Source organism: Thermosynechococcus sp. PKX95 (genome assembly GCF_031583295.1).
In the GTDB taxonomy this organism is placed as follows: domain Bacteria; phylum Cyanobacteriota; class Cyanobacteriia; order Thermosynechococcales; family Thermosynechococcaceae; genus Thermosynechococcus.
In genome coordinates this window covers 1,296,812-1,310,526 of sequence record NZ_CP134171.1, presented here as the reverse complement: position 1 = coordinate 1,310,526, position 13,715 = coordinate 1,296,812, and the positions used below count along the sequence as shown (strand labels likewise).

Here is a 13,715-nt window from a genome sequence, read left to right as displayed (position 1 = left end):
GGCTGTGGTGGAAATTGGCTATAGCCATTATAGATATGGCAGTAAAATTTCCAAAATGCTACGCTTTCTTAATTTCTCAATCCCCGACGATCGTAAAATGAGCTTATCTTCCTAGGAGTAATAACGTTGGCACAGGGATTACGGGTTGGCATTTTAGGAGCGACAGGTGCCGTTGGCACGGAAATTTTGGCCATTTTGGCGGAACGCTCGTTTCCAGTGGCAGAGTTACGTCTGTTGGCTTCGCCCCGCTCCGCTGGTCAAACCCTCTCCTTTGGGGAAACAGTGCTGCCTGTGCAGGCGGTGAGTGAGGAGACCCTCAAGGGACTGGATTTGATTTTGGCTTCGGCGGGGGCAAGTGTGTCACGGCAGTGGCTACCAATTGCGGTTCAGGAAGGAGCGATCGCCATTGATAATTCCAGTGCCTATCGCATGGATCCCAACGTCCCCTTAGTGGTGCCCGAAGTCAACCCTGAAGATCTAAAAACCCACCAAGGCATCATTGCCAATCCCAACTGCACAACGATTTTGATGACGGTTGCGCTATGGCCCTTGCATCAGGTGCGACCGATTCGGCGAATTGTAGCGGCCACCTATCAGTCTGCCAGTGGGGCGGGGGCAAAGGCCATGCAAGAACTCAAGGATCAAGCCCTCGATATTCTCAAGGGGCAACCACCACGCACAGAGGCCTTTCCCTATCCCTTGGCCTTTAACCTCTTTCCCCACAATTCTCCCCTCAATGAGCAGGGCTACTGCCAAGAGGAGATGAAGATGGTCAATGAGACCCGCAAAATTTTCCATGCCCCAGAGTTGCGGCTAACGGCGACCTGTGTGCGCGTCCCTGTGCTGCGTGCCCATTCGGAAGCGTTGAATGTTGAGTTCTTTGAGCCTTTTCCGCTGCAAGAGGCGCGCGATCGCCTGCAACAGGCCGCAGGCGTCCAGTTTGTTGAAGATTGGCAGCGCAATTATTTCCCCATGCCCCTAGAGGCCACAGGTAAAGACCCAGTGCTAGTGGGGCGGCTGCGCCAAGATATTTCTCAACCCAATGCCCTTGAACTGTGGCTGTGTGGCGATCAAATTCGCAAGGGGGCAGCCTTGAATGCGGTGCAAATTGCTGAATCTCTGATTGCCCAAGGACTCCTCTAAGCCCAAAGAGCTTACCACGGTTGACTGAGTACATTGAGAATGTCCTGCCGTGCCAATACCCGCGCACAGTTGCGCCACTGATCGGGATCGTCGCTGACATGGCGTTCATAGCGCAATTCAAAAGCATTGCGGGCTTCTTGGCGTAGGTGGAGGTACTTGTCCATGAGGTCTGCGAGTTCCTCGATGTTGTCAATCCATTCGTCCTCAAGGGTGTCGGGCAGACTACCAAAGAGCTAGAGTTGAATCTCTCCCACGACGACGTGTATCAGTAGCATCCCCAATGAGTAAGCCAGCGAGCAATTTTGGCGCTCCCATTTCTCTGGAGGGAGATCACTTTCGCGTCGAAATTCCCAGTCAACGCATGCTCCGCCAACAACCCCCCGTTCACCCCGTCCTGTAGAACCACAGTTTACCGAGTTGCCGCTTTTTAGCCTGCCCCCACGGGAATAGGGACAGGTTGGTATTCATCAAGTCACTGGAAACAGTGCACCCTCCAAATAGGCTTCAAAGTGCTCCTGAAAATACAGCCAAGAGGTCATATCAGCACCCTCGCGGTATTCAGTGGGGGCTTCACGGTATTGGGGCAGTCGCTCTAATTGGTCTTGTAGGAGGGAGGGCAAGTCTTCGACGGTCAGGGCTTTGCAGCCAGTCGCACTGTAGATGAGATAACCGGGGCGATCGCCCATCTTCATCCAAGGCAACCAAGGCCCAATCCGACTCCAACACAAATGGACATCGGCAATCGTCTCCGTATCTTGTTGTAAATCGGCGGTGGCCACCGTTAGCTTAAAGAGTTCTGCCGCTTGGTAGATCGGCTGGGGGCTGTAGGCCTGAAACCGTTCCTCACCCGCAAGGGGATTGTCATAGTAGGGAAATAGATCAAACTGAAACGTAGTGGTTCGCTCACTGACTTGGGCAGGCACCTCACGGCAAAATAGCCCCTGCACGGGATCATTAGCAACGGGAATCACGGGAACCACGTCCTCTGTCCAAGGATTGTGCCAGCGATCGCACAGGGATTGCTTTTCTGGATCCAGATAAAACGTCAATTCACGGGAGAGAAAATACCACCCGCCCTCGGGATGGGGCAAACAGCGAGCGGCACTCATGCCAACAATGTTGAAGAGGTGACGGCGACGCTCTTGGGGAACAAAACTATACACCGCTCCCTGCCACGCGATAAACGTGGTCTTGCCCGTCAAATCTGCCCGTACCCGCACCCAATCGCGAGCACTCAACCATTTTTGAACAAATTCAGCGGCGGGCATGGCTACTCCACAGGAATATGGGCAGCCTGCAATTGCACATCCTGATTCGGATAGCTGGCAAGGCGCAGGGTCAAGGTTTTTGCATTGTCAAGGAGGCTTTTGGGAATCAAAATTGTGCCTTTGACCAGATCACTACCGGGGGGTAATTCCGTGGGTAGGCCTTCGGTGAGGGCACTCAAAAGGGTACCTTTATCATTTTTGATTTCAAGAAAGGTGTAGATAAACTGCACCCCTTGGCTACTGTCGTTTTTCAAGCTGACGTGCAGGGCTAAATCTTGGCCAATGGTATCCACACGGCTAATTTCTAGACGCACCCCCTTATCCTCAGCAACGATGGGCAGTGTCCGACTCGTCGCCGGTTCCGCTGCTGGGGGGTCATTGGCAGTGGTGGGGGCAGGCACAATCTCGCGATCGCTGGCACCTTCAGTCATTTCGGCAATGCGGGCTTTGGTTTGGGCAATGATCTGTGCCTCGTCAAGAATGGGCGATCGCTCCCCTTGGGTTTGATCATTGGCATTCACGGCACTGCCCAGAATCGGATTCACGACGGGTTGGGACACACCGCGCAATGACTCTCGCCCTAGGTGGTAGCCAATAAAAGCCGTGACTAGGGTAATGGCAGCTGTGGTACTGATCAGCACAAGGGAGGTGAGAACTCCGGGTTGAAGGGCACGTAGCATCGTTCTACTCCACTGAGGATGGTTTCATTGACGAAGAGACAGGGGGCAAGGGGGGTGGATTATTGGGCAACGCGACCGTCTCCTCCACATCCTCGGCATTGAGGCGCGATCGCACACTCACCAAGAACGTTTTAATCACTACCGCGATCGGAACCGCAATGAGAACCCCGACTAACCCCGAAGCCCTAGCCCCAGTCAGGATCGCCAAGAAAACCCAGACTGGATTTAAGCCCGTAAAGCTACCGATGATCCGAGGGGCAACCACATTCTCCAAAAACTGCTGATAGAGAAACGCAAATCCCGCCACCTTGAGGGACAACCACACATCCTGAAGGGCGACGAGCAAACTAATTGAAATAATCCCCACCGTACCGCCAAAGGGCACCAAGGCCATCACGCCAATAATGACACCAAAGAGCAGTCCATAGGGCACCTTGAGGAAAATGAAAATCGTCGTCAAGCCAATCCCCATGCACAGCCCCAGCACCAACTGACCAATGAAATAACTCTCAAAACTGCGGCGTATCGTTTCTGAAACCGTGGGGCGGAGCGTATCTGGCAACCAACTGAGGAGGCCATCCCACAATTCATCCCCATGCTGCAGCAAATAAAACGTGAGCACAACGGTCAAAATCAGATTAATGAGCACATCCACCGCACTGCTGAGGGTGCCCAAGATTAAATTCAAAGCCTCACGGGCCAAGCTTTGGAGTTGATCCTTGAGTTTTTCCAAGAGTTGGTTGGCAAGAGCATCCACATCCACCGTTACCGGCAGGTTGAGGGAGTCCACCCACTGGCCAAATTCCAAGAGTCGCCGTTGGCTGGAGTTAAACCATTCGGGCAAGCGGGCAATGAGCTGTTGTGCCTGATTAAAGACATTGGGTACCACCACCAAGCCAATAATGGCAATCAGTACCAAGGCCAGCAGAAAGACGAAAATGGCTGAGGGGCCTCGCGGATTTCCCTGCTCCTCCATCCAGCGCACCGGATAGTTCAGCAAAAAGGCAAACAGGGAAGCCAGCACCAGAACCGCCACCAGCGGCCCAAAAAACTTGAGAATGGTCGCAAAGGCCCAGAAATTCAGCGTCAGGATAGGCCCTGCCAAGCCAATAATCAGAAACCGACTGGCAATGGAGAGGCGATTCCACCAGTGACCCGAGGCCGCAGATTGGCTCATAGCTCTAAGCACAGTTGACGAAAGTGATCACCACGTTCTTCAAAATTCTGGTACTGGTCAAAGCTGGCACAGGCAGGGGAAAAGAGAACGGTTTTGATCGGGTACTGGGTCACCAGTTCAGCAGCCGCCGCCACCGCCCGATCCAGTGTCTCCATGATCTCATAATTTGTAAAGCCCGTGGCTTCTAAGCGCTGCGCAAACTGCGGTGCTGCTTCACCAATTAAGAGCACCCAAGCGGCTTTCTCCTGAATCAGCTTGAGCCAAGCGCGATCGTCCCCCTTTTTGGCCTGTCCACCGGCAATGAGAATCACTGGCCCTGTCACAGAACGCAGCCCAATTTCGGCGGCGTCATAATTGGTGGCCTTACTGTCGTTGATCCACTCCACCTGTCGCCATTGGCGAATCCGCTCTAGACGATGGGGCACACCGGCAAACCCTGCCACCGCTTTGGCAATTGTTTCGGCAGGAATACCGGCTAAATGAGCCGTTGCCACGGCTAGAAGAAAGTTTTGCTGATTGTGTTGACCCGGCATTTGCAGGACATGGGTGGGCAGCAGGGGTTGATCTTGAAACCACACTTGATCCTTAGCAATATAGATGCCCTGTTCAATCCCCTTGGGTAGGGCTGCCGCCCCTTGGGTACTGATCCACCAAGCTTGCGGCCAACGATTCACCATGTGCTGACGCAGGTAGGGATCATCCCCATTGAGGATCGCCTGTTTCGCACCATTCATGAGGTGAGCTTTGGTTTCGACATAAACGTCGAGGGTGCCGTGGCGTTCCAAGTGATCTGGTGTGAGGGTTGTCCAAAGGGCAAATTGGGGTTGCAGGGGGGGGCTAGACTCTAATTGATAGCTACTGATCTCAGCAATCACCCAATCAAGGGCGCTAGCGGTCAAAGCCACTTCGCAAATACTATTGCCGATATTGCCACAGGCGGGAGCATTGTACCCCGCTGCTTGAAAAATGGCGGCAGTGAGTGCGGTGGTGGTTGTTTTGCCATTGGTGCCCGTAATACATACCCACGGCAGATGGGCGAGGGTCTGCCAAGCAATTTCCACTTCCCCCCGAACGGGGATGCCCGCTTGGCGAGCGGCAATCAGAGCAGGAGACTGCCAAGGGACACCGGGACTAATGACAATTTCCGCTGGGACACGCAGACCCACACTGGCGAGGGTTTGTAAATCAAAGTCGTAGTTGAGTTGAACAGCAATGCCTTCGGCTTCTAGGAGTTGCTGCTGCGATTGTAGGGCAGGGGTTTGACGACTATCACTCACCTCCACTTGCCAGCCTTGACGTTTCAGTAAACGGGCAGCGGCGATGCCAGAGCGACCAAGACCAATCACATGAACAGTTGGCATAGTTAAGTGGGGTGAATCCAATCCAGCAGGTACAGACTCGGGGCAGCGGTCACTAAGGTGGTATCCTCAAGGCCAATGAGGCCGATCGCTCCCGCTAAATGTTGCGTCTTAGACTCTATTATTGTCACACCGGGTAGAGAACAATGCCTAGCTTACGCACAATTTGGCTCTGCGGTCTGCTGTTGACGACTAGTGTCGGGTTCTTGTCTTTTGAAGGCAAGCCCGCGATCGCCCGCCGTCGCGAAGCACCCAAAGTGGTGCGCGTCACCGATGTCCAATTGCAGAGCGAGAATATTGCGGGTGTCTGGTACCACCGCCTGACGGGGCGCGTGCGCAATGAAACGGCTACACCAGCGCGCAATGTCCAGATTTACTATGAAATCTACGATCCAGTCAGTCAACGGTTGCTCGAAGCTGGCGCCACCCAGTTGCGCAATCGCGTGATTAATAGCGAAGGGGAGGCGGAGTTTCTGGCAACTCCCAATGCGGGGGGGCGGGTGAAAATCACGCTCGTGGAATGGCTGAGTGGCGATCGTGAGTACCGTTCGTTTCAGCAAATGCAGGAATTTTCCCAATAGCGCCTACTGGGGCGTCTCACTGGAGGTGGGAGATTGAGCTGTTGTTTCCTGCACACCAAAGGCCAGTACCCAGCCTTCAAGATTGTTGGCGGTGCGAATCTTCAGCCATTCCCCATCCTCACTGCGCTCTAGGATCGTCACCACTTCATCAAAGGCCACACCCCCCAGAGCATTTGCCTCGCGACTGGGGCGATCGCGCAACCGTAAACCATCGCCATAGATCACCCGCCCTTCAGAGTTTGGCTGCGGTGAGGGGGTCGGGGTTGGTTCAGGAGGGGGTGAGGGGGAATTCGGTGACGACTCTGGTGGCGTAGGCGGTGGTGAATTTTGTGCTTCGACCTCGGGGCGGGGGGGTGGCCAGAGCAAGTTAAAGACAAGGGGTGTAATGATAGCAGCGGCCACAAGGGTAATCAGACCTAAACCCAAAAAGGTTCCTAGGAGCCATTGCAGCACACGCACCACTGGTTTCATGATCTAACGCCCTGTGGGGGGAGACAGGATTCGTGAGGCAAACCGTGCCCGCCCGGAGGCCGCCCATTCTTGTAATTGGTGCACTTGCTCACGGGCGGTGCGTGCCAAGGGGATAATCTCACTGGCCGCGTGCAGCAGATCTTCGGTGGTAAAGTCGCGGTCTTGGCTAAAGGCAAGGTGCATTGCCTCAATGATACACTGCTCAATTTCAGCCCCAGAAAAGTCAATGGTTTCGTAGGCCAACCGCTCTAAATCATAGTTTTGCAGGCGATCGCGCCGCACACGACTGAGGTGCACTTCAAAAATCGCTCGCCGCTCATCCACATTGGGTAGTCCGACAAAAAAGATTTCATCAAAGCGACCCTTACGCAGCAGTTCCGGGGGCAAGACCTGCACATTGTTGGCAGTGGCCACAACAAAAACAGCAGAGGTTTTCTCCGCTAGCCAAGTGATAATCGTGCCAAAAACACGGCTACTGGTACCGCCATCCCCTCGGCCATCAATGCCCGCAAAGGCTTTATCCATCTCATCAATCCAGAGGACGCAGGGGGCTAGGGCTTCAGCAATTTGAATCATCTCGCGGGTACGTGCTTCGGATTCCCCCACGAGGCCGCCAAAGAGTCGCCCCACATCCAATCGCAACAGCGGCAAGTGCCATTGGTGGGCGATCGCCTTTGCCACTAGGGATTTACCGGTGCCCTGAATTCCCACTAGCAGCACCCCCCGCGGATAGGGCAGCCCATAGCGCCGTGCCCGCTCGGAAAAAGCACCGCCGCGCCGCAGCAACCACTCCTTGAGGTTATCAAGACCACCAATGTCGGCAATGGTTTCTTGGGTGGGGTAAAACTCGAGAATTTGGGTTTGCCGCAGGATCTGCCGCTTTTCCTCCAAGACCAGATCCACATGGCTGCCGTCCAGCGCACCGTGGAGGGCAATGATCCGACCAATGACGCGGCGAATCCGCTCTAGGGTCAAGCCCTGACAGGCGCGGATCAACTCATCGAGAATGGGTTCTGCGGGAATGTTGCCGAGGCTTTGACAGAGCTTCACCAGTTCAAGGCGAATTTCCTCCCGTTGGGGCAAAGGGAACTCCACAACGGTAATCACATCCCGCAGTTCCGGGGGCAACTGCACCGTCGGAGCCAGTAGGATCAGGTTTTTGGGCTGGGACTTGAGCTGCCGCGCCAAGTTGCGCAGTTTGCGGGAGACGGCCACGTCCTCAATAAAGCGGTGAAAATCCCGCAGCAGAATCATGGCCGCTGCCGGTCGCGGCAGTCTTTCGACGAATTCAAGGGCACTGAGGGGATTGCGCTTGGCGACCCCCAGATCATTGGGATTGCCCTGATACCCCTCCACAAAATCCCAAATGTAGATGGGGCGCTGATTCAGGCGATCGCTAATTGTGTGCAGTGTTGCCTCAAGGCGTTCTTCCTCTGTTGTGGCCACATACAACAGGGGATAGCGTGCCCGCAGCAACAGTTCAAGGTCAGACTGAGCACTCACGGCGATGGTTCCGAACGCTCCAGAACCGATTGTAGTTGCGCAAGCATTGCCCAGCGGTGATCAATGGGGGGGTCCGCAGGGACAGGGGGGTGAATACCGCCACAATTGGGGTCACAGTATTGGGGGTAGGGCAGGGCAAGGCAGAGTTGCTGGTAGAGCCAATCCGCAAGATCAATGCGACCGTTAGCGGGCAAGGTTTCCACCAGATCATCGTCGGGCTGACTGGCTGGGGTTTCCGCTAGCCAAATCAGTTCCGTAGTGGTACACACCAAGCGATGGTTATAGTACTGCAAACAGCGATCGCAAGAGAGGGTGACAATTGTCTGCACACTGGCGCTGACTTCTAAGTAGGTGTGGCGGTGACTGGCAGTCACCATTCCTTGCACGGGAGTTAGCGTTGCCAAGTCTGGAAAACCGGTATCCACCCGCCACTCATAGGTCTGGGCGGGCAGCCGCAGTAGATCGGGAATACTTAGCCAGTGGGCATCGCTCACACTAAGTTCCTTGGCTCATTTCATAGAGTTCTTTGAGGAAGTGAAAACATTGCTCAGCCGTCATTGAGGTGGGCTGAAAGGTTGCTGCTGGTGAGTATTTTAACCGCAGGTACCGAATTTTATCACTGTCCATCTCGCCCAACTGCACCAGACGCATTGACCAATTGATGAAGGTGCGCTCTGCGATCGCTTTGAATTCAATAATCTCAGCGCTGTGGTGGCGGGGATCCTTGAGGATGCGGGCGTAGGTTTCACTCACTTTCTGGCGATCGCCCTCTAAGGTTTGCAGAAACATGCCGTTGCCGTAGCACAGTATTCCCGTAATGCCATCGCGGAGATTGTTCACCTCTGACTTGGCCATAATATCCCGCAGGTCTGGGTAGGACAGGCCATCTGTGGCACAACTGAGATAAAGCAAGCGATGTAATCTCATGGGTCTCCGGTTCTCGATCGCACACAACCGATTTCAATATCCCATGAAAGGGACCCTTGCTAAAGACGACTCCCGTGATCTTTACTTTAAGTTTCGCGAACGCCTCTGACCACTGCGCTAGTGCCAGCGCTTGATTTGACAAATCCGGCAAAAGTAACCTTAGCTCCGTGACGTTCAAACATAGCAGCAACATCTTTTATTCTTTGGGGATTGTCATACTCCGGCGAGAACATATCAAAGGTGTCTAAAATTGCCCATTCACGGCGTTTTTGCTGATCCACAGTACTAGGAATTGTTCGTAGATCAACAATTGGTAAAAATCGAGTCAGTACGCCTAGTTTAACTTTCACTAAAAAATCAAATAACGTAATTAAACCATCAATATTCTTCTCAATTAAATTCAACAGAGCTTGGTGTGACATCTTTTTTGTCAAGGGTCTTAAAAGATATTTTGCGTGTATTTTTGTCCAAAAACCTTTAATCGGATAGAAATCAACCACAATCTCAGCACCGATTTTTGCGTATTTAATCAGATTTTTTACAGATTCTTCAAAGTCAGGTGTATGTTGTAGAACCCCAAAACAAAACACCTTATCAAAAGAGGCTTCAGGCAAAGGGATGTCATAGATGCTCGCTTGAAATAGGTGTAATCTTCCGCCAGCAATATCAGAATTATTTTGCCAATTTGCCTCAACCGCCTCTGAATAATCAAAACTCCAAAGATAAGCAGACGTTTTTTCTAGGATAACCCGTGTAAATCTACCTGCACCAGAACCGGCTTCTAAAATACTTTTGCCAGCAAGCTCCTCAGGCTGCCAGTTTGTTGTTGCAAAGAATCGAGTTTCAGATTGTTTTTGATCTGTATCATCTATTTGTGTTTTTGAGAACTTATTCCATTGCAGACCAAAACTTTGGGTGTAGTTTTGGCTTGAATCTACAAATCTAGGAATCTGATTAACAATTGGATAAACAGAACCCGTCTCACTATAGTACGCAGTATGATCCTTTCTAAGTGGTGCTTTCGTCTTGGGATCAACGTAATGAATGGAGATAGTCATTGATTAACTCCTCAGAAAGATGTTTTTTAGGGGATTGATATAAAATTCCCCGGTGTGAAATAGGCTGTACAGCCGCAAACCATAGTAGCCAAGATAAATCACCCCTAGCCACCACCAGTTTTGAATGCGTTCATTGATGTAGCGAAAGGGGGTGTGCTGCAATCGCCGGCCAGTTTTCAGCTCTAGGCCTATAAAAACCGCCATCACCGTAAATGCGAGAAAGAGCACAGGGCCAAAGAGATGCATTCTCAGGGCATCTTCAACATTGCCGCGAGCGATCGCCATAAAGGAACGGGTCAGACCGCAGCCTGGACAGGGAATACCCGTTGTTGCTCGAAAAAGACAAAGTAAAAAAGGCGGCGTCCCCGTATGGTTAAAGAGTGCCGCTCCCACTAAAGGTGCTGTGGTCAGTCCCAAAAAGCCCCAGCGGCTCAAGCGTTCCTGTTTCGATAAAACGGCATCAGAGAAGCGCAGCATCCGGTTCCTCGGCATTCACCAACAGTCGCTGCTCCCATTCTGCCGCAAACGCCACAAATCGCTCCTCTAAAATGGCTTGGCGTGCTGCTTGGGTGAACCGAATCAGTTCCGTCACATTATGAATCGAGAGTAAGGTGTAGGCCAGTAGCTCCTTGGCACGCACTAAATGACTTAGGTAGGCTCGGCTAAAGGTGGTGCAGGTATAGCAGGGACAGGTGGGATCCAAGGGTTCATAATCGCGGCGAAAGCGAGCATTTTTTAGGTTCCAGCGCTGCCCTTGGACAATGGCACAGCCGTGGCGGGCCAAGCGGGTGGGAATCACACAGTCAAAGAGATCGACCCCGGCAGCGATCGCCCGCAACATTTCTAAGTGAGTTCCCACCCCCATCAAATAACGTGGCTTATGGGCAGGCAAGAGGGGAGCCGTCACCGCCACAATTTCATGCATGGCACTGTTGGGTTCCCCCACACTCACGCCACCAATGGCATAGCCCGCCAGGTCATAGGGCAGCATCGCCGCAGTACATTCTCGCCGCAGATCGGCATACACTCCCCCCTGCACAATGGCAAAGAGGGCTTGATCGGATCGTTGCTTTGCAGAAATGCAGCGCTCTAGCCAATGCAGGGTGCGTTGCGTCGCTTGGATCACTGCCTGCCGGCTCGCAGGATAGGGGGGGCACTCATCAAAGGCCATGATCACATCTGCCCCCAAGGCCTCTTGAATGGCGATCGCCCGCTCGGGTGACAGTTCAATGATTTGACCATCGTGGGGTGAACGAAACACCACCCCCTGATCGGAAATTTGCCGCATTTCGCTGAGGCTAAAGACCTGAAACCCCCCCGAATCCGTGAGAATTGGCCCTGACCAGCCCATAAAACGGTGCAGCCCCCCCGCTGCGGCCACAATGTCTTCCCCCGGTTGCAGGTGCAAATGGTAGGTGTTGGCCAAAACCATTTGAGCGCCCGCCGCCTTGAGGTGTTCTGGGGTGAGGGTTTTCACATTCGCTAAAGTACCCACGGGCATAAAACGCGGCGTTGCCACTGCGCCATGGGGGGTGTGAAACAGGCCTGCCCGCGCTTGGGTATGGGCACAGTCCTGCTGGCAGACAAATTCAAACACGCTGCTGGATCCACAAGAAGGCGTAAAAAATGTTACCAAATGCCTAGACAAACCCACAATCGCTGATCTATGATTAAAACTTGTGACCAAAAACGGATACTGAGTGGGCGCGATCGCCTCAACCCCCTTAAGTCCTTGGTTCCACTGATCCAGGGGTGGCAGCGTGTTCGCAACTTGCAATCATAGCCTTGCCATCTTTACCTGCGCCTGTCCTTGATCAACGATGGATGCGCCTTGAGCGTCATCGTCTTGACCGTGTAACTGCTGGGTCAATCCACCATTCCTAACTGTAGGAATCTGCCGAGGTGTAGCCTACGGGCTGCCTCTCGCTATTTTGTTGTGATTCGTATTTTTAAGGAACGCGATCGTGACAGTTGGTATTTTAGGGACAAAGTTGGGCATGACCCAAATCTTTGACGAGGCGGGTCGATCTGTCCCCATTACGGTGGTACAAGCGGGGCCGTGTCCGATCACACAAATCAAAACCCCCCAAACCGACGGCTACACGGCCATTCAAGTGGCCTACGGCGAAGTGCGGCAGAAAAACCTGAGTCGCCCCGAGCGCGGCCACCTCAACAAATCGCAAACGCCCCCCATGCGTCATCTGCGGGAATTTCGCCTCGAAGATGCCTCTGCCTATCAATTGGGTCAGGCCATCACTGTTGACATTTTTAGTCCAGGGCAGCTTGTGGATGTCCACGGCACCAGCATTGGCCGAGGCTTTGCGGGCTATCAAAAACGCCACAATTTTAAGCGCGGTCCAATGGCGCATGGCTCGAAAAACCACCGTCTGCCCGGTTCCACTGGGGCAGGAACCACTCCAGGTCGGGTTTTCCCCGGCAAGCGGATGGCCGGTCGCATGGGCAATACGGCAGTCACCATTCGCAAATTGCAGGTGGTGCGCGTTGATCCTGAGCGCAACTTAATCCTGATCAAAGGGGCACTACCGGGTAAACCGGGGGCACTGGTGAGCATTACCCCCGCCAAGGTTGTCGGTCGCAAATAAGGGCTGGAGAGTAGTTATGGTTGCATGTGTGGTTAAAGACTGGCAGGGTGCCGACAGTGGTGAAGCCACCCTTGATCTAACGACGGCAAAACCTGAAACCGCCAGTCATATTGTTCATCGTGCCCTTGTGCGGCAGTTAGCCAATGCTCGGCAGGGAACCGTTTCCACCAAAACCCGTGCCGAAGTGCGCGGCGGCGGTCGCAAACCTTGGCGGCAAAAAGGAACAGGGCGTGCCCGTGCTGGTTCGATTCGTTCTCCCCTCTGGCGGGGGGGCGGTGTGATCTTTGGTCCTAAGCCCCGCGACTACAGCCAAAAAATGAATCGTAAGGAGCGGCGGCTTGCCCTGCGCACAGCCCTGATGAGCCGCGTTGAAGACTTGATTGTGGTTCAAGACTTTGCCGATCACTTGCCCCGTCCCAAAACCAAGGAACTGGTGACGGCGCTGCAACGCTGGGGCATTGAGCCAGAGCAAAAGGTGCTGCTACTGGTGGAAGACATTGCCGAAATGGTGGCACTCTCGGCGCGAAATGTGCCCACCCTGAAACTCCTGCGTGCCGATCAATTGAATGTTTTTGATTTACTCTATGCCGATCGCATTGTTGCCACCACTGGCGCGATCGCCAAAATTCAGGAGGTGTACGGTGACTAAAGTCCAACCCCGCGCCCTTGCGGATCTCATCAAGCGCCCCATCATCACAGAGAAGGCCACGATTTTATTGGAAAACAATCAATACAGCTTCGATGTGGACCGGCGCGCCACCAAACCGCAAATCAAGGCTGCGATTGAAGAACTCTTTAACGTCAAAGTTACAGCAGTGAATACCTATCATCTGCCCCCTAAAGAACGCCGTGTGGGTCGGTTTGTTGGTCATCGTCCTCGCTACAAGCGGGCGATCGTCACCCTTGCCCCCGACAGCAAGATCGTTCTCTTCCCCGAAGTTTAACG

Annotated in this window: 18 protein-coding genes; 5 read left to right on the top strand and 13 right to left on the bottom strand. The window is 53.5% G+C overall.

The genetic code is table 11. The features are described from left to right. Positions 1 to 126 precede the first annotated feature (126 nt). Positions 127 to 1,143 carry an aspartate-semialdehyde dehydrogenase gene (locus RHH81_RS06305; protein ID WP_302679119.1) on the top strand — a complete coding sequence of 339 codons (1,017 nt, stop codon included), beginning with the start codon at positions 127 to 129 and terminating at the stop codon, positions 1,141 to 1,143. Between the two features lie 11 nt (positions 1,144 to 1,154). On the opposite strand, the gene RHH81_RS06300 is transcribed toward RHH81_RS06305, so the two are convergent. From RHH81_RS06300 to RHH81_RS06275, 6 genes are all read right to left on the bottom strand, one after another. Continuing rightward, on the bottom strand, positions 1,155 to 1,307 hold the full coding sequence (locus tag RHH81_RS06300; RefSeq protein ID WP_206201526.1) for a hypothetical protein: 153 nt from the start codon (positions 1,305 to 1,307) through the stop codon (positions 1,155 to 1,157). Between the two features lie 303 nt (positions 1,308 to 1,610). Next, entirely contained in the window at positions 1,611 to 2,411 is an 801-nt protein-coding gene (locus tag RHH81_RS06295) for a DUF1838 domain-containing protein (protein ID WP_310743531.1), read from the bottom strand. Positions 2,412 to 2,413: 2 nt separating this feature from the next. Continuing rightward, positions 2,414 to 3,091, bottom strand: coding sequence for a hypothetical protein (locus RHH81_RS06290; RefSeq protein ID WP_310743530.1), 678 nt, complete (start codon positions 3,089 to 3,091; stop codon positions 2,414 to 2,416). A gap of 4 nt (positions 3,092 to 3,095) precedes the next feature. Next, positions 3,096 to 4,268, bottom strand: a complete 1,173-nt coding sequence (locus tag RHH81_RS06285; protein WP_225901677.1) for an AI-2E family transporter — start codon at positions 4,266 to 4,268, stop codon at positions 3,096 to 3,098. After that, positions 4,265 to 5,629 (bottom strand): UDP-N-acetylmuramoyl-L-alanine--D-glutamate ligase, encoded by a 1,365-nt coding sequence (murD, locus tag RHH81_RS06280; protein WP_310453456.1) that lies wholly within the window; start codon positions 5,627 to 5,629, stop codon positions 4,265 to 4,267. Before murD ends, RHH81_RS06285 begins: the two co-directional genes overlap by 4 nt. Before the next feature lie 2 nt (positions 5,630 to 5,631). Continuing rightward, positions 5,632 to 5,757: a hypothetical protein gene (locus RHH81_RS06275; protein WP_302676450.1), complete on the bottom strand. Its 126-nt coding sequence runs from the start codon at positions 5,755 to 5,757 to the stop codon at positions 5,632 to 5,634. A 15-nt stretch (positions 5,758 to 5,772) separates the two neighbouring features. On the opposite strand from RHH81_RS06275, the gene RHH81_RS06270 reads away from it, so the two are divergent. Beyond that, complete coding sequence (locus tag RHH81_RS06270) at positions 5,773 to 6,207, top strand: hypothetical protein (protein WP_302676451.1); 435 nt, start codon at positions 5,773 to 5,775, stop codon at positions 6,205 to 6,207. Positions 6,208 to 6,210: 3 nt separating this feature from the next. Here RHH81_RS06270 and RHH81_RS06265 read toward each other — a convergent pair whose 3' ends face one another. The 7 genes from RHH81_RS06265 to tgt form a co-directional block, all read right to left on the bottom strand. Then, positions 6,211 to 6,678, bottom strand: a complete 468-nt coding sequence (locus RHH81_RS06265) for an SH3 domain-containing protein (RefSeq protein WP_206201520.1) — start codon at positions 6,676 to 6,678, stop codon at positions 6,211 to 6,213. 3 nt (positions 6,679 to 6,681) lie between these two features. Continuing rightward, complete coding sequence (locus RHH81_RS06260) at positions 6,682 to 8,181, bottom strand: AAA family ATPase (protein ID WP_206201519.1); 1,500 nt, start codon at positions 8,179 to 8,181, stop codon at positions 6,682 to 6,684. After that, the gene (locus tag RHH81_RS06255; protein ID WP_225901676.1) at positions 8,178 to 8,675 is read right to left on the bottom strand and encodes a DUF177 domain-containing protein; all 498 of its coding nucleotides are present in this window, start codon (positions 8,673 to 8,675) and stop codon (positions 8,178 to 8,180) included. Before RHH81_RS06255 ends, RHH81_RS06260 begins: the two co-directional genes overlap by 4 nt. 1 nt (position 8,676) lies before the next feature. Beyond that, positions 8,677 to 9,108 (bottom strand): BLUF domain-containing protein, encoded by a 432-nt coding sequence (locus RHH81_RS06250; protein ID WP_206201518.1) that lies wholly within the window; start codon positions 9,106 to 9,108, stop codon positions 8,677 to 8,679. A gap of 86 nt (positions 9,109 to 9,194) precedes the next feature. Further along, positions 9,195 to 10,166, bottom strand: a complete 972-nt coding sequence (locus RHH81_RS06245; RefSeq protein ID WP_149817921.1) for a bifunctional 2-polyprenyl-6-hydroxyphenol methylase/3-demethylubiquinol 3-O-methyltransferase UbiG — start codon at positions 10,164 to 10,166, stop codon at positions 9,195 to 9,197. A gap of 3 nt (positions 10,167 to 10,169) precedes the next feature. Continuing rightward, positions 10,170 to 10,643 (bottom strand): DUF2752 domain-containing protein, encoded by a 474-nt coding sequence (locus tag RHH81_RS06240; protein WP_302676455.1) that lies wholly within the window; start codon positions 10,641 to 10,643, stop codon positions 10,170 to 10,172. Next, positions 10,627 to 11,763 carry a tRNA guanosine(34) transglycosylase Tgt gene (tgt, locus tag RHH81_RS06235; protein WP_310743529.1) on the bottom strand — a complete coding sequence of 379 codons (1,137 nt, stop codon included), beginning with the start codon at positions 11,761 to 11,763 and terminating at the stop codon, positions 10,627 to 10,629. Before tgt ends, RHH81_RS06240 begins: the two co-directional genes overlap by 17 nt. Before the next feature lie 367 nt (positions 11,764 to 12,130). Between tgt and rplC the strand changes: the two genes are divergently transcribed. Genes rplC through RHH81_RS06220 form a run of 3 tightly spaced genes read left to right on the top strand, consistent with a single transcriptional unit; the run spans position 12,131 to position 13,713 of the window. Next, positions 12,131 to 12,769, top strand: coding sequence for a 50S ribosomal protein L3 (gene rplC / locus RHH81_RS06230; protein WP_206201515.1), 639 nt, complete (start codon positions 12,131 to 12,133; stop codon positions 12,767 to 12,769). A gap of 16 nt (positions 12,770 to 12,785) precedes the next feature. After that, positions 12,786 to 13,418, top strand: a complete 633-nt coding sequence (gene rplD / locus RHH81_RS06225; RefSeq protein WP_302676457.1) for a 50S ribosomal protein L4 — start codon at positions 12,786 to 12,788, stop codon at positions 13,416 to 13,418. Beyond that, positions 13,411 to 13,713 carry a 50S ribosomal protein L23 gene (locus RHH81_RS06220; protein WP_206201513.1) on the top strand — a complete coding sequence of 101 codons (303 nt, stop codon included), beginning with the start codon at positions 13,411 to 13,413 and terminating at the stop codon, positions 13,711 to 13,713. The genes rplD and RHH81_RS06220 overlap by 8 nt, the downstream gene beginning before the upstream one ends. Positions 13,714 to 13,715: the final 2 nt, after the last annotated feature.

Excerpts from the sequence above, each read along its gene's own strand:
- RHH81_RS06300 (WP_206201526.1), bottom strand. The coding sequence starts at position 1,307 with ATGGACAAGTACCTCCACCTACGCCAAGAAGCCCGCAATGCTTTTGAA.
- RHH81_RS06295 (WP_310743531.1), bottom strand. The coding sequence starts at position 2,411 with ATGCCCGCCGCTGAATTTGTTCAAAAATGGTTGAGTGCTCGCGATTGG.
- RHH81_RS06290 (WP_310743530.1), bottom strand. The coding sequence starts at position 3,091 with ATGCTACGTGCCCTTCAACCCGGAGTTCTCACCTCCCTTGTGCTGATC.
- RHH81_RS06285 (WP_225901677.1), bottom strand. The coding sequence starts at position 4,268 with ATGAGCCAATCTGCGGCCTCGGGTCACTGGTGGAATCGCCTCTCCATT.
- murD (WP_310453456.1), bottom strand. The coding sequence starts at position 5,629 with ATGCCAACTGTTCATGTGATTGGTCTTGGTCGCTCTGGCATCGCCGCT.
- RHH81_RS06270 (WP_302676451.1), top strand. The coding sequence starts at position 5,773 with ATGCCTAGCTTACGCACAATTTGGCTCTGCGGTCTGCTGTTGACGACT.
- RHH81_RS06265 (WP_206201520.1), bottom strand. The coding sequence starts at position 6,678 with ATGAAACCAGTGGTGCGTGTGCTGCAATGGCTCCTAGGAACCTTTTTG.
- RHH81_RS06250 (WP_206201518.1), bottom strand. The coding sequence starts at position 9,108 with ATGAGATTACATCGCTTGCTTTATCTCAGTTGTGCCACAGATGGCCTG.
- RHH81_RS06245 (WP_149817921.1), bottom strand. The coding sequence starts at position 10,166 with ATGACTATCTCCATTCATTACGTTGATCCCAAGACGAAAGCACCACTT.
- RHH81_RS06240 (WP_302676455.1), bottom strand. The coding sequence starts at position 10,643 with ATGCTGCGCTTCTCTGATGCCGTTTTATCGAAACAGGAACGCTTGAGC.
- rplD (WP_302676457.1), top strand. The coding sequence starts at position 12,786 with ATGGTTGCATGTGTGGTTAAAGACTGGCAGGGTGCCGACAGTGGTGAA.